This is a genomic window from Tardiphaga sp. P9-11 (assembly GCF_008329525.1).
GTDB lineage: Bacteria > Pseudomonadota > Alphaproteobacteria > Rhizobiales > Xanthobacteraceae > Tardiphaga.
In genome coordinates, this window is record NZ_NPKQ01000005.1 from 215,031 (window position 1) to 228,480 (window position 13,450).

Genomic DNA, 13,450 nt, shown 5'->3' on the forward strand with positions numbered 1-13,450 from the left:
ACAAGACTTCATTCCGCTCGAAATTGGGCGAATGGCTGTGGATCCAATACTTCTGTTTATGGCTCGGATCGGTCTCGGTCTCGAGCAGGACGGTGTCGCGAAAGCGGCAGGGATCAGCCTGCGTTCCCTTCAACGGCTTGAGGCCGATGCAGCGCATACGACGACTACCTTAAAGAGCTTGCGTGCAGTCCGGGCAGCGTTGGAAGGCCATGGCGTCAAATTCCTTGGAGATAGCGAAACGCATGGCCCCGGCCTGCTGTTTCCGCTCGGTTTTCCGGCTAACCGACCGAGAGCGACGGAAAAGCCATTGCGGCTTCGCAGTGTGACCCGGAATCCGCAGGATAAGAAAACAAAGCCTCGGACCGAGACGCATTCATCCGTCCGAAAGAAAACAATTCCGGATTAATAGAGGCCGTTTGATCGGGTGCCGCTTGGAGGCGATGGACGACCGAGAGCGAGTGCGTTGCCAACTTGAGTTGGGCGTATGGCCGACGGCTTTCATGTCCAGCGGCGCGAAACGCGGCGAACTCGCGACGCCACGACGCGAACGCCTGAACGGTCCGTCATCGGACGAGCCGCGATGAACTACGATCTTAGCAAGCTGGGATGGAAGGCGTTCCAAGATCTCTCTTCGGCGATAGCATCCGAGATCCTTCGTCGGCCAGTACAGACGTTCCTGAGCTCAAAGGACGGTAGACGTGACGCGGCCTTTCTAGGTGACGCGTCCGAACCAATCCCGCCTTTTCGCCCGGTCCGTCGGAACCGGCCCGGCCGCAGTCGCTCAGTTCCTGACACATGTGCGTCGACATCCGGGTATTCCACGCGAAAATCCGATAGCCGAAATCTTTGCTGTGATCGTTTGCAAAAAAAACCAACGGGGCTTTCGGCAGCCTTCAAGATTTAGGCTTCTGCGTAGAGACCTGATAGAGCGTTCTGATCCCCCTTACGGGGGCATGGTGTTAGCCTGCAACATGGGAACTCTACTCACACGATTCAGATCGAGCATGGAACGGCCCTGCTTGCTTGCAACTGGGGGGAGCCGCTGCGCAGGGCCGTCCTCCTCTTCCGGCACAGAACCTCACGATTCTAGAGCGACACTAAGACTACAAATATGGTGGGGTAGATTAGGCTACGACGTGAAGGCGCTGCGCACCATCATCCGCATGCGCAAGCAGGACGCCAACGAGCGCGCTGAGCAAGAGACAATCCTGGAGACCTATCTGCAGGCGCTCGGGATGCTCGGCTAATTCCGCGAGTGTTGCGTCTTTGGTTGGGTGGCTGATCCGGTAGGGAGCCACCCAATTGAAAGTCATTCAATTGAAGGTTGCACAAGCTGTGGTCTTCCGTCGGTAACGGAGAGCGGCCTGCTCAGATCCCGCCAAGACATTGACGCGTGATGAAGGGGCGTTGCTGGAAAATAATGCGCGCAAAGCCTCTGCGTCGGCGGCCTCGTCTTCGGCAATCAGAACGGCCGCTCGGTCGCCGATCGCTTTGATGCCCTCGGAGTATCAGTAGCGCGGGTCGTGGCGTGATAATACCGGCGAGCCGCTTATTGAGGTTGCTCCAGCCGCCGGCGTTTCCCTCTCTGATCGCCGGAGATGTCGGCATACTGGTGCCAAGAGCAAAAGGTTTGCAACGAGGTTTCGATAGCGTCCTCCAGCAAATCGAAAGAGTGATCGGATCTCTTAGCCTTTCATGGCGTAAATATTCGATGAGATCAGCCAGGCCGTCTTCTAATTGCCCAATGTAGTAGGCGCTTATGCAGTGCCTTCGGTAACCGCGTAAATTTTTAGTTGCAAACAGCCAAGAAGTGGAACTTGAAGAAATTTCTGACGTTCCAACTCAATGATCTGTGAGGGTCAGAGATGACCGATCAGCAACTGCTACATAAAATACTAGTTCATTGCGCAATGGGTGCATTCTTGGGGTGCACGTTCTCCGGCACTATGATGTTCCTGAATATAGCGCGGGCCTGTGATCTGGTATTGGGCAGCGCCACGCCTTTGATGACCGCTATTGTAATAGTTGGAGGAAGCTGCGTTTATTTTGCATTTGGCGCAGCTGTTACGGGATTTCATTTCATTTTTATGGACGCCCCCGCCGGTCCGTGACTATTCAGTGTCCCTTGAACCGGTAGCTGCCCATCCTGGAATGCAAACTCATTGGAAGTATTTAAACCTAACGTCGATAGCTAAGAGCTGTTGGCGTTTGCAAGGTGATCATTCTGAAAGAATCTACGGACGGCGGGCAGGGAAGTGATGCGTCCATAGGAAGAATGGGCGAACGCAATAGCAATCCGACAAAAAGCAAACGCGGCCTGAAAGATACTGTTGATCGAAAGTCTCCGGTGAAACCGACGGTTCGAACTCAAAGTGCCGATTGAGTTTCGTGATCTCAGCCACGATTGACGTCGAAACACTTTCCAGCAGCGTCTCCTTCCCAAGCCAGAGAAGAGGTTGGCAGAGCCACGAGTGTGCCCGAGCTTGACCTATCCGGAATTCGAGTCTCTTAGGATTTTGCTTCTTTGCGGGCAGGATTCGAGCAACGCGTGCGTACGCTGCGATGTGCGATCACGGCACCGGGCGCAAAGGTGAGGCTGGTCGCGCGGGCAAGGGCTAGCGATATGATCGATGCGGGAAGTGAACTCGTCAATCGATGGTTGCGGCGCGTTGTCGGCAAGGCCGAACAACGCGTTGTAGCGCTGCGAGGTCTGTGCCGCTTCCGGCCTTACGCGCCACAGCGATCAGCGCTATCGCACATCAAAATGTAATATCCCCAGTAAGCCACACGCAAGAGGTGCAGGCTTCATTGCCACACTATTACATGTCGAGCGCAATGCTCCACGCGACCCAAGGCGTTGCAAGTCAGCAATTGAGCTAACGTTGCGCTTTGCGGTCTAAGGCGCTGGCAAGACATCGGCTCTACAAACGAAGCATAGCAGGACTGCTTTGTCGCATCATCAGATTTTGGCCACCCGTTCCACCACGCCACTCTTATTTCAGACAACCCTCAATATTGGAGCGTCGCCGGTCGCGATACTGGTCATTCTTCCGTGCGACGGCACCGCCGTCAGAACAAGAGATGTCATGTCGAATATCATCCATCTCGTCACCGCCGGACTCGCTTCACCCGCGACCACATCGGTTGCGGCATCATCGCCCTTCGCGCGGCATATTGCCGTGCTCTTGATGCAAAGCGAATGTCTGCGAATGGCTGTCTCCGAGATAGGCGATTATCTGCAATCATTCGCAAGCACCGTACAGAAAGTGAGAGATCCGGCGACGCTGGCGGAGTTTCAGCTCAAAATCAACACGCTACGCTGCCAGCTGCTGCTGGCCTCGCTTGAACTCGACAAACTGACCCGAATGCAAAGCCAACTGACACCGTCGCCAGCGTCGCGTTGCGGTGTTCATTCTGCCCATCATGCTTGATATTCATCAGTTCAACTCTGCCGGAGTCCATTCCCATGAAGCTGCGCCTTACGATCGCGCGTGCAATTTCCATATTCGGCCTGATCATCACGTTCGGCCTCGCCGCGGTGATTGGCACCAGCGTTTACGGGTTATCGCAGCTCAAGGTTGGGGGACCGCTGTATGACCGGTTGAAGCTCGGCAACGACCTGATTGCCGATATCCTGCCGCCGCCCGAATATGTCATCGAGGCCTATCTCGAAGCAACGCTGGCGCTGCAGGATCCTGCATCGCTCGGAAGCCGCAGAGAGCGGCTGGCTTCATTGCGCAAGGACTACGACGACCGCCGCACATTCTGGCAAGCCTCTTCGCTGACGCCGGCTATCAAGACGCAACTCGTGCAGGTGTCAGATCGCGACGTCCAGAAATTTTGGCAGGCGACCGAGCAGCACCTGCTTCCCGCGCTGGCACGCGGCGATAGCGCTGCCGCGCAGCGTGCTTATACCGAGGTCACCACCGCATATACGACGCACCGTGCTGTCATAGATGCGATCGTAAAGCAGACCACTGATGACAACTCCGCCACCGAGGCAGCCGCTACCACGCGGGTTGGATCAATCTCGCTGACGCTATGGATCGTCTCGCTGCTGGTGTTCGTCGTGATCGGCGCCGGAATCCTTGGCGTGGCGTTAGGCGTCGTCCGTCCGATTACCGCGATGACGGATGCGATGGCGCTGCTGGCAGCTGGTTATCTCGATACGGTGATACCAGCGCTTGGCCGTCGCGACGAGATCGGCGACATGGCTGGTGCAGTAAAGATCTTCCGCGACAATGCAGAAAGGGTGCGCGAGCTAGAAGCCGAGCAGGGGGCGAGCGCGTTGCAGGCCGGACAGGAGCGCCAGGCGGCGATGGCTCAGGTCGCCGACGGTTTCGATCTGGCAATCGGGCAAATCGTGCGGAAGGTCTCGGCCGCCTCTTCGGACATTGAAAGTGCGGCGGGTGGACTGACGCGTTCGGCCGAGACGACGCAGCAATTGTCGGCCTCGGTGGCGGCAGCGTCGGCGCAGTCATCGGCTAATGCGCAATCGGCGGCGGCGGCATCCGAGCAAATGGCGTCATCGGTGCTGGAGATCGGCCGGCAGGTGCAGCAGGCACAACTGATCTCGCAGGCCGCGGTGCGCCAGGCAGAGCAGACCAATGCGCGGATCGGCGATCTTGCGCAGTCGGCGAATCGGATCGGCGAGGTGGTGAAGATGATCAAAGCCGTTGCCGAACAGACCAACTTGCTGGCGCTGAACGCGACCATCGAGGCAGCTCGAGCGGGCGAGGCGGGCCGTGGCTTTGCGGTGGTGGCAGCGGAGGTTAAGGCGCTGGCGGCGCAGACCGCGAAGGCGACGGAGGATATCAGCGAGCAGATCACGCAGATGCAGACGGCCACCGGATTATCGGTGAGTTGCATCCACGAAATCGGGCAGACTATCGACCAGATCTCGGAGATCTCTAGCGCAATTGCCGCCGCCGTGGAGGAACAGGGCGTTGCGACGCAGGAAATCTCGCGGAGCGTGCAGCAGTCGGCGGAGGCAGCAACCGACGTCGCCCGCAGCATTGTCGATGTCAGCCGCGGAGCCGGCGACACAGAAGCAGCGTCATCGCAGGTACATGGCCTGGCGCAGTCGCTGCTGCATGAGAGTGGCGAACTCGGGCGGTCGGTGGCGGTATTCCTGGCGCAAGTCCGCAAAGCGTAGGTGGTTATTATCCCATTCTGCTAACTCACAATTTCCAGCACGCCCTTCGCGTGCGCTGGAAGACAGAAAGAGTGGTTACAAACGTCGCCGGGCATGAGGCGTTCGGGCGCATGAGGTATCGAGCTCAGTAACTAGTGTTGCTGCTTTCTGCCAAAGGGTGACGGCGCGACCCGCGGTCTATTTCTGCCGCAACCCAGCACTGGACTTCAGGACAGCATTAATCAGTGTTAAGGGCGTCGCTGAGGTTGGACCGTGGCTGGGCGGAGCCTGCGGCCCAGAATTCGGAATTTCAGCGACACCTGCGAGCGCAAGTCTGCAGCGCCGCTTTTCGCCGAACTTATCGGATAGCGGGCTCATTCGATCGCAACAGAGATTCCTACTTCTTCTGACCAGTGGAACACGGCCATGCATTCTGCAGAGCCTCATTCAGCAGCGCGATGGTTTCGCTTTTGCGCTTTTGTGGATTGAGCATGAGGAAGTCACAAAAGATATCCGCGGCCTGATCCGCCTTGAACCGCGAGGGTGGACAGTAAGACATCACCAGCTTCCATGATCGCTTGAGACCGGCGATCTCCGACGATCCTCCTTCAAGAGCCTTTTCGAGATCTGACATGATGGCCGTTGTGTCGCTCTCGGCATTGTCCAGAGCGCCCTCGACATACATCGAGACCAGATCTCGGTGCGATCGATTGCAGAGTTCTGCCATGCGGATGCCGTCTGCATGTGCGTGCGACATAAACAAAATCATCGTGCTTAGAATGACGCGAATGAGACGGCTGAACCGCGGGGACGTCGATATGCCTGTTGATGTCAGCATGGTCAGAAAATCGGAGCAGTGCCGCTTGGTGCCGCCGGTTACGTGCATCCGGCACGAAGGAAGCGCGATCCTCGGATCGGCGGTGAGATGCATTCCCAATATCGATCTCCCTAGTTCTGTGCCGCGCGCGAGCGAGCAGTCCATCGCCATTCTAGAATTTCACCCATATCCTCGCCATGTTCGCGAATGTAGCGACCATGTTCGATCAGGCGATCGCGATATCGTTGCCTTGCAAGCGCGCCAGCGACCGCGAGTGCCGGCAGCAGCTCGATAGCCTTGATGGCGAGATGGAATCGATCGAGGCCATTCAACACCACCATGTCAAACGGAGTGGTCGTCGTTCCTTCCTCCTGGAAGCCATGCACATGAAGGCCGTCGTGATTGGTGCGGCGATAGGTGAGGCGATGGATCAGGCTGGGATAGCCATGATAGGCGAAGACGACCGGGCGATCGCGCGTGAACATACTATCGAAGTCGTTCCCGTCCAGACCGTGCGGGTGCTGGGACTTGTCCTGCAACGTCATGAGATCGACGATGTTGACCACACGGATGCGCAGGTCCGGAAAGTCCTGCCGCAGAAGATCGACTGCGGCAAGGCTCTCGAGGGTCGGGACGTCGCCGCAGCAGGCCATCACGATATCCGGCTCACAACCGATTTCCTCGGTTCCTGCCCAGCTCCAGATGCCGGCGCCAGCCTCGCAATGCGTGATGGCCTCGCGCATCGTCAGCCACTGCGGCGCCGGCTGCTTGCCGGCGACGATGACGTTGATTCGATCATAAGTGCGAAGGCAGTGGTCGGTGACCCACAGCAGCGTATTGGCATCCGGCGGATAGTAGATGCGAACGATGTCGGCCTTCTTGTTGGCCACCATATCGACGAAGCCTGGATCCTGATGGCTGAAGCCATTGTGATCCTGTCGCCAGACATGAGAGGTGAGGAGATAGGTCAGGGATGCAATCGGCCGTCGCCATGGCAGCGTCCGCGACACTTTCAGCCATTTGGCGTGTTGATTGAACATCGAGTCGACAATGTGAATGAAGGCTTCATAGCAGGACATCAGCCCGTGGCGGCCGGTGAGCAGATAGCCCTCAAGCCAGCCCTGGCAGAGATGTTCGCTCAGGACTTCCATTACCCGGCCATCACGAGCCAGGTGCACGTCATATGGCTTGATGTCCTCCATCCAGACCCGCTCGGTGACATCGAAGACCGCATCGAGCCTGTTGGATGCGGTTTCGTCCGGACCCATGATGCGAAAATTTCTGGTCTCGGCATTTAGCGTGATCACGTCGCGCAAGAATGTTCCCATGATGCGCGTCGCTTCGCTATCGACCATGCCGGGCTTAGGCAGGTCGACCGCATATGAGCGAAAATCCGGCAGCTTCAGCTCGCGCTTCAACAGACCGCCATTAGCGTGCGGGTTTGCGCCCATGCGACGCATGCCCTCGGGGGCAAGGGCCTGCAATTCCGGGAGCAAGCGCCCGGCCTCGTCGAACAGCATGTCAGGCCGGTAGCTCAGCATCCACCGTTCAAGCAGCATCAGATGGTCGGCGTTGGTGCGGGGGTCGGAAATCGGAACCTGATGCGAGCGCCAGAAGCCCTCGACCTTCTTCCCATCGACCTCCTTGGGGCCGGTCCACCCTTTCGGACTGCGCAGGATGATCACCGGCCATTTCGGACGCGCTCCGCACACGCCGCTGCCGCGCGCTTGCTCCTGAATGGCGCGGATGCGATCGAAAGCATCATCCATCGTCGCCGCCATCTTGCGGTGCATCTCCGAAGGATCGCTGCCTTCCACGAAGAACGGCTCGTAGCCGTAGCCCTCGAACAGGCTTCGAAGCTCATCGGTGGCCAGACGCCCGAGCACGCTCGGGTTGGCGATCTTGTAACCGTTGAGATGGAGTATCGGCAGCACGGCGCCGTCATGCACCGGGTTGAGAAACTTGTTCGAATGCCAGGATGCCGCCAATGGACCCGTCTCCGCTTCGCCGTCTCCCACGACGCAGGCGACGACAAGATCGGGGTTGTCAAATGCGGCGCCGAACGCGTGCATCAGCGCGTAGCCAAGTTCGCCACCTTCGTGAATCGAACCTGGTGTCTCGGGCGCTGCGTGGCTCGGAATTCCTCCGGGAAACGAAAATTGCCGAAACAGCTTTTGCAGTCCGCGGGCATCGCGCGTGATATCCGGATAGATCTCGCTATAACTTCCTTCGAGATAGCTATTGGCAACCATCCCGGGGCCTCCGTGGCCGGGGCCGCAGATATAGATCACGCTCAGATCGCGCTGACGGATGACCCTGTTCAGGTGTGCATAGATGAAATTGAGGCCCGGGGTCGTTCCCCAGTGGCCCAGCAATCGTGGTTTGATATGATCTGCGTGCAATGGCTCCCGCAGTAGAACGTTGTCGAGCAGATAGATCTGCCCGACCGAGAGATAATTCGCGGCACGCCAGAAGTGATCGATAAGCTCGATATCGCGAGCGCTTAACATCCGCTGCTCCATTTCAAAGAAGTCCTCATCAAGCGGACGCCGCATCCATTAGGCTCATGGCCGGCGGGAGAAAATCCCGGTGCGGAATAACTCCGGTCAGCTCATCGTCGCCAAGGACGGGAACGCGTCTGACATTGTGGCGCTCCATCAACCTAAGGGCATCCTTAGTAATTGGCCTTTTCCAACCGTCAGCTGGCTAGCTCATCACCTCGCGCACCTTCTTGTTCACGCCGATGAAGTCGACCGCAGACCGACCGTCACGCATGAGCCGTGTCAGCGAAGAGCGCTTGCATAGATCAATCTGTCGTGCGCTACGCAGGGCGATGACGCCCGCCTGCTCGAACTGCGTGAGCGTCCGAGATACCGTCTCAATCGTGATGCCGAGGTAATCTGCAATATCTTGACGCGACATCGGAAGGTTCACGGTGCCGAGATTGTTGGTACGGCGGGACATTTCGAGCAGGAAGTGAGCCACCCGTTCCTCTGCGCTTCTCACTAGCAGGATCATATGGTCCTGCATTCGGCGAAGTTCCTCAGTAACCAAAGTCCATAAATCCCGAACGTTGTCGGGAGTGGTCCCGGTGCGGTTCAGGACGGTGTTCAGCTTGATGACCGCGATCTGGCTTTCACAGATCGCTTCGGCGGAAGACAGGTGCGTGTCGCCGGATTCCAGTCCGAACAGATCCCCGGGGAGATAAAACGCCCCGATTTGGCGCCGGCCGTCGTGCAGGATCCTGTGGGCGCGGACCGCGCCGGAGACGACCTGATAGATGTACGTCGCTGGGTCATCTTCTCCGAATATCTCGGCATTCCTGGCAAAACATCTGGTCGCACCCAAAAGTTGCGGCCGACCGACATGTGGCGAATTGAACGTCGCGCCGCTCGGAAAATGTGAAAGAGCGGCGGCATTGGTCACCGAGTTCAGCATGGACGGCTCCTCTGGGTCTGATTTCGTCACCAGACTGTGTGCCGACCCTCGCTGATTGAATATTCGGATAATTCCCCTAGGTAGTCCTACGGAGGAGGATCAAGGATGGCCGGCTCCGGCGCTGCTGCCGGACGAGCTGGCCGTCGTGATGGGGCCATCAGATTTATCTGACGCAGATGTCGCTGCGCCGGTTAGACGAGAAGCCATCCGCCCGCGGGCGCCCGCGATACGGGTCTCGACGGTTTCAGCGAACAAGTCCCAGCGATCTGTTTTGGGAGTTCGCAGAATGCCGCTTCGGGATCCTCGAGTGCCTGACCGGCCGATGAGCTCTCCATGAAAACGCATCTTGGCAGGTCGCCCGTTCGTGACCGATATCGTTACAAATGCGTTTAGGAAGCCAGATGTTGAAGCTGGTTATGTGAGCCCCTTGATGGCTACTGTCGCTTCTTTCCTGCCGGGCCCCATCATCCCGGCGACGCTTTGTTTTGACCGATGCGCTGCAAATTTCCTGGCGATCTAAACTCGTCGGTTGATGCTCCACCCGACGGCAAGCACTCCGAATACGACAATAAGTGTGACGGTTACCAGCGTCTCGATGACGCTGAAGTTCAATGCGTCTCGAGCGACAAACAGCGAGGTTATCGCTGCGGATGCGATCGATAAAACACGGAAAACCCACGCCATGATGATGATCCATCCTTAACCGGCTATATCCTCGGCGGACTCGAGATAGAAGCCAGACCATGTGTCGACGTAACACAAATGATCATGAACTTCCTTGACGCCCGCGACGTTGCGGGCAGCAACGAGACAGGCCTCGCGCGCGCGCGCGTCTACGATCAGGCCACTCAGATGTGCGATGCCGCGGCGCACGATTACCTGCAGACCGATTGGTCGCCAGTCCTGAGCCTCGATCGTGCGAATGATCCGCTCTCTCATATGATCGTCGTCGGCGGTAGGGTCGGGTACATCTCCGGCCATGCTGGCGACGGCTTGCATCAGATTGGCGCGCGTGATGATGCCTACCAACCTACGTCCGTTGACGACAGGTAGTCGCTTGACGTTCTTCTTCTCCATCAGTGCGACGACGTCGGTCAGGGGCATGGACTCGGTGACAGTGATTGGGTCGGAAGTCATGACGTCTGAGACCGCGCGGCCTCGCTCATGGACAAAATCGTCTGCAACGGAGCCGGGGCTCATGAAAAACTGTAGCCAGCGGGGACGCTTTCGCTGCGTGCCGATCTCGGCGCGACGAAGAAAGTCGCGCTCCGATACGATGCCAACGAGATTTCCCGACATGTCGAGAACTGGAAGTCCGCTGATGTGGTGGTCGAGCATCGTCTTTGCCGCCACTTCGACGGTCGTGTTTGGGGAAACCGTCAGAACGTTTCGTGTCATGATCTGATGTGCACGCATGTCCATCTCCTACTGTGTCGAATATACGATTTGACGCCGCTCTCCTGGCGTTGATCTCGCGAAGCTTTCGTTCAAGCTTCACTCAAGCGTCTTCAGAAAGGTCAGAAAATCGTTGATCTGGTCCGCGTCGAAGCTGAATTGGGGCATGCTCGGATGCCCGGTCACTATGCCCTCGGCCAATGCTTCCTGCAGTGTTTCAATCGGATAACGTTCGTGAAGCGTCCGGAAGGGTGGCGCAATCCGCAATGGACTGGGGCTCACCTTGTCTATGGAGTGGCATTTCATGCAGTATAAACGCGCGATGCTTCTACCTTGTGCGACGCTAGCTGCAGAAAGCGCAGAGGAGCCCGTCGAAAGAAGAACGAGCGCGAGCAGTGCTGATACGAAAATCGATGCCAACATGGTACTAGCCTTCGGTCTTGGCTTGATGGCATGCTTTGCCGTCGACGTTGATTGTGACGTTGACATTAGTGAGACATCAATGTCGGGATTGTCATCGATTCCAGCATGTCCCGAGTGACGCCTCCGAGAATGCGCTCCTTGAGCCGCGAGTGCCCGTAGCCACCCATCACCATAAGGTCTAGGCTTTCGTCCGCCGCTATCGACAGGATCGTCGGTTGAATGTCCGCCTGCCCGGCGGATGTTTCGATAACGTCTGCTTGAAGTCCTTGTCGGGCCAGGTGAGCCTTGAGTGCTTGCACCGAGGCCTCAAACGGCGCTGTGTTGTTCACTGAGATCAATGTTATCTTCCGAGCGCCGGTCAGCAACGGGGTCGCGTCGCGCATCGCGCGAGCGGCCAAGCGACTACCATCCCAAGCGATGCCGATATTGGCACGTCTCAGAACACCTTTGTGCGTGTAGGGCACGAGAAGAACGGGGCCCCCGGAATTGAATAGAACCTCCTGCGAGATCGTGTTGTCGAACGTATCGCTGTCCGGATCCTGCTGTAGAACAACTGTCAAATCATACAGCCTGGCCAATGCACTCACCGCAGCAGCGGCATCGTAAGGAACGGCGGTTCTCGGCATACAGCGACAGGGAACGCCTGCGGCCTGAGCCTCGACCGCGACGATCGACAGAGCGGCTTCGGCTCTCGCCATCGCTCGCTCTTGCTCGATCTCGAAGATGGCAGCAACTGCAGTCCCGCCCTCGGTGGCGAGGCCGATGCTGGTCGTCTCATATCCAAAGGCAATAGCGTCTAGTCCGGTGTCGAGCGATGTCGCCAAAGATATCGCTGCATCGATTAGCGGACGAAATTCGCGCTCGGTTGGAATGTTGACGAGAATACTCTTCATAGCCTTGCTCCTGGCAGCTTGAGGCTGGCCCGCTGGCGGACGTCCATAGAAGACACCAGTTTGAGATGGCTTGTTTTGATCTAACGCAAGATTGTCCGGACACGGGCGCGCTATCGGTCGGGCAATCGATCAATCGCGAAAGCGGTTCGCATCTTGGGTCGTCTGATAAAGGCGACATAAGCGAGGATGATGATCATGAAGGTCTCTGACATCATGCGAAGTTCCTTCGCTGTTATTGCTCCCACGAAGCTCGTTCTCGAAGCTGCCAACATTCTGCTGGAGACCAACCAGAGGGTGCTCCCCGTGGTCGACCACGATGGGGCGATCATTGGAGTTGTTTCAGAAGGAGATTTCCTTCACCGGGCTGAGCTGGATGTGCAGCCGCGTCCGGGAAATTGGCTGGAGGAGTTTGTTGGCGTGGTAGAAAATATGCCGGCAACGCGCCGGATGACCGGGCGAACTGTCGGAGAGATCATGACCCGTATAGCAGTATGCATCGATGCGGATGCCACTGTGGACGAGGCCGTCGCGCTCATGGATATTCATCACGTTGCGCAGGTGCCAGTAACATGCGGGACCAGTATCGTCGGTCTCGTTAGCCGAACCGAACTATTGGCAGCATTCATCCGCGCAGTCAGCGAGGATCAGATCTAGCGATCGATGAGCGCGGTGACGCCGGATACGCTCCCGTTAGACCATGCGGTCTGACTTATCTCGCGAGCTGACCTTGAATACATCGTAAAGCGGACAATAGGAGAGGGCTGCTGTGCCCACCAGCACCACTCCGAGCAGTCCGAGAAGTGGCCATCCTGGCATCAGCTGGCCATCCTTGACGACGTAAGCAAGCAGCGCCAAGCCAATAAAAATACGGATGAACTGATCGAGACGGCCGATATTGCGTTTCATTGTCCTTCTCCATGCGTTGTTATCGAAACGACAATGACTGCTTGGGCTGTGGCTTGCGTTGATCCTGCGCAAACCGTGTTCAACTCGTCTTCTAGCGCAGAGACGGAAAAGATCCTGTCCGGCAGAAAGCGCCAAACGCTTTGCGGCCTCCACTGCGATACATTTCTATCCAGAGTTCCGGGGGCGTTTCGGCAGGTACCGCGTGGCGATCAAGGCAATCAACCCGAGAGCCGACATGAATGCGACGGCGGTAGCCAAATACATCAGAATCGTAAGCGCGTACGCTCCTTGAAATCGCCAGGTCGATTGCGTTGCCTCGCCAGAGGCCAGCGGTAGTATGTCAGAAAAGTAGGTCTGGAATAGGATCAGCAGCAGCACAGCCAAGGCGGCGGATGCCACCGTTAACAGCGTCAGGCGAGGAATCATGGCCGTCTCCATCTTAGA

Annotated in this window: 13 protein-coding genes and 1 pseudogene; 5 read left to right on the forward strand and 9 right to left on the reverse strand. The window is 57.6% G+C overall.

Annotated features, from left to right (window positions below; all coding sequences use genetic code 11):
- Window positions 1-1,127 precede the first annotated feature (1,127 nt).
- The 4 genes and pseudogenes from CIW50_RS18700 to CIW50_RS18715 form a co-directional block, all read left to right on the forward strand.
- Window positions 1,128-1,247: pseudogene (locus CIW50_RS18700) on the forward strand (GapR family DNA-binding domain-containing protein); the annotation flags it as partial.
- Window positions 1,248-1,865: 618 nt separating this feature from the next.
- The gene (locus CIW50_RS18705; protein WP_149532706.1) at window positions 1,866-2,111 is read left to right on the forward strand and encodes a hypothetical protein; all 246 of its coding nucleotides are present in this window, start codon (window positions 1,866-1,868) and stop codon (window positions 2,109-2,111) included.
- Window positions 2,112-3,086: 975 nt separating this feature from the next.
- Entirely contained in the window at window positions 3,087-3,431 is a 345-nt protein-coding gene (locus tag CIW50_RS18710; protein ID WP_149532707.1) for a hypothetical protein, read from the forward strand.
- 35 nt (window positions 3,432-3,466) lie between these two features.
- Window positions 3,467-5,155, forward strand: a complete 1,689-nt coding sequence (locus CIW50_RS18715; RefSeq protein ID WP_149532708.1) for a methyl-accepting chemotaxis protein — start codon at window positions 3,467-3,469, stop codon at window positions 5,153-5,155.
- Between the two features lie 376 nt (window positions 5,156-5,531).
- Here the strand turns inward: CIW50_RS18715 and CIW50_RS18720 are convergent, their stop codons facing one another.
- The 7 genes from CIW50_RS18720 to CIW50_RS18750 all read right to left on the reverse strand — a co-directional run bounded on the left by CIW50_RS18720 (window position 5,532) and on the right by CIW50_RS18750 (window position 12,100).
- Entirely contained in the window at window positions 5,532-6,065 is a 534-nt protein-coding gene (locus CIW50_RS18720) for a Rap1a/Tai family immunity protein (RefSeq protein ID WP_149532709.1), read from the reverse strand.
- A gap of 17 nt (window positions 6,066-6,082) precedes the next feature.
- Window positions 6,083-8,461, reverse strand: a complete 2,379-nt coding sequence (locus CIW50_RS18725; protein WP_246664346.1) for a phosphoketolase family protein — start codon at window positions 8,459-8,461, stop codon at window positions 6,083-6,085.
- Window positions 8,462-8,489: 28 nt separating this feature from the next.
- A complete protein-coding gene (locus tag CIW50_RS29880) occupies window positions 8,490-8,633 on the reverse strand; it encodes a CBS domain-containing protein (protein ID WP_502707507.1) in 144 nt (47 codons plus the stop codon).
- A 24-nt stretch (window positions 8,634-8,657) separates the two neighbouring features.
- On the reverse strand, window positions 8,658-9,389 hold the full coding sequence (locus CIW50_RS18735; RefSeq protein WP_149532711.1) for a helix-turn-helix domain-containing protein: 732 nt from the start codon (window positions 9,387-9,389) through the stop codon (window positions 8,658-8,660).
- A 699-nt stretch (window positions 9,390-10,088) separates the two neighbouring features.
- Window positions 10,089-10,805, reverse strand: coding sequence for a CBS domain-containing protein (locus CIW50_RS18740; RefSeq protein WP_149532712.1), 717 nt, complete (start codon window positions 10,803-10,805; stop codon window positions 10,089-10,091).
- A 78-nt stretch (window positions 10,806-10,883) separates the two neighbouring features.
- Window positions 10,884-11,207 carry a c-type cytochrome gene (locus CIW50_RS18745; protein ID WP_149532713.1) on the reverse strand — a complete coding sequence of 108 codons (324 nt, stop codon included), beginning with the start codon at window positions 11,205-11,207 and terminating at the stop codon, window positions 10,884-10,886.
- A 65-nt stretch (window positions 11,208-11,272) separates the two neighbouring features.
- Window positions 11,273-12,100: a universal stress protein gene (locus CIW50_RS18750; RefSeq protein WP_149532714.1), complete on the reverse strand. Its 828-nt coding sequence runs from the start codon at window positions 12,098-12,100 to the stop codon at window positions 11,273-11,275.
- 195 nt (window positions 12,101-12,295) lie between these two features.
- Between CIW50_RS18750 and CIW50_RS18755 the strand changes: the two genes are divergently transcribed.
- Window positions 12,296-12,754 carry a CBS domain-containing protein gene (locus CIW50_RS18755; RefSeq protein WP_246664347.1) on the forward strand — a complete coding sequence of 153 codons (459 nt, stop codon included), beginning with the start codon at window positions 12,296-12,298 and terminating at the stop codon, window positions 12,752-12,754.
- Between the two features lie 36 nt (window positions 12,755-12,790).
- Here CIW50_RS18755 and CIW50_RS18760 read toward each other — a convergent pair whose 3' ends face one another.
- Both CIW50_RS18760 and CIW50_RS18765 read right to left on the reverse strand, forming a co-directional pair.
- Window positions 12,791-13,006 carry a YgaP family membrane protein gene (locus CIW50_RS18760; protein WP_149532716.1) on the reverse strand — a complete coding sequence of 72 codons (216 nt, stop codon included), beginning with the start codon at window positions 13,004-13,006 and terminating at the stop codon, window positions 12,791-12,793.
- A 165-nt stretch (window positions 13,007-13,171) separates the two neighbouring features.
- Entirely contained in the window at window positions 13,172-13,432 is a 261-nt protein-coding gene (locus tag CIW50_RS18765) for a hypothetical protein (protein WP_149532717.1), read from the reverse strand.
- Between the last annotated feature and the right edge of the window lie 18 nt (window positions 13,433-13,450).

Coding starts and splice junctions, on each gene's coding strand:
- CIW50_RS18705 (WP_149532706.1), top strand. CDS start 1,866: ATGACCGATCAGCAACTGCTACATAAAATACTAGTTCATTGCGCAATG.
- CIW50_RS18710 (WP_149532707.1), top strand. CDS start 3,087: ATGTCGAATATCATCCATCTCGTCACCGCCGGACTCGCTTCACCCGCG.
- CIW50_RS18715 (WP_149532708.1), top strand. CDS start 3,467: ATGAAGCTGCGCCTTACGATCGCGCGTGCAATTTCCATATTCGGCCTG.
- CIW50_RS18720 (WP_149532709.1), bottom strand. CDS start 6,065: ATGCATCTCACCGCCGATCCGAGGATCGCGCTTCCTTCGTGCCGGATG.
- CIW50_RS18725 (WP_246664346.1), bottom strand. CDS start 8,461: ATGTTAAGCGCTCGCGATATCGAGCTTATCGATCACTTCTGGCGTGCC.
- CIW50_RS18735 (WP_149532711.1), bottom strand. CDS start 9,389: ATGCTGAACTCGGTGACCAATGCCGCCGCTCTTTCACATTTTCCGAGC.
- CIW50_RS18740 (WP_149532712.1), bottom strand. CDS start 10,805: ATGCGTGCACATCAGATCATGACACGAAACGTTCTGACGGTTTCCCCA.
- CIW50_RS18745 (WP_149532713.1), bottom strand. CDS start 11,207: ATGTTGGCATCGATTTTCGTATCAGCACTGCTCGCGCTCGTTCTTCTT.
- CIW50_RS18750 (WP_149532714.1), bottom strand. CDS start 12,100: ATGAAGAGTATTCTCGTCAACATTCCAACCGAGCGCGAATTTCGTCCG.
- CIW50_RS18755 (WP_246664347.1), top strand. CDS start 12,296: ATGAAGGTCTCTGACATCATGCGAAGTTCCTTCGCTGTTATTGCTCCC.
- CIW50_RS18760 (WP_149532716.1), bottom strand. CDS start 13,006: ATGAAACGCAATATCGGCCGTCTCGATCAGTTCATCCGTATTTTTATT.
- CIW50_RS18765 (WP_149532717.1), bottom strand. CDS start 13,432: ATGATTCCTCGCCTGACGCTGTTAACGGTGGCATCCGCCGCCTTGGCT.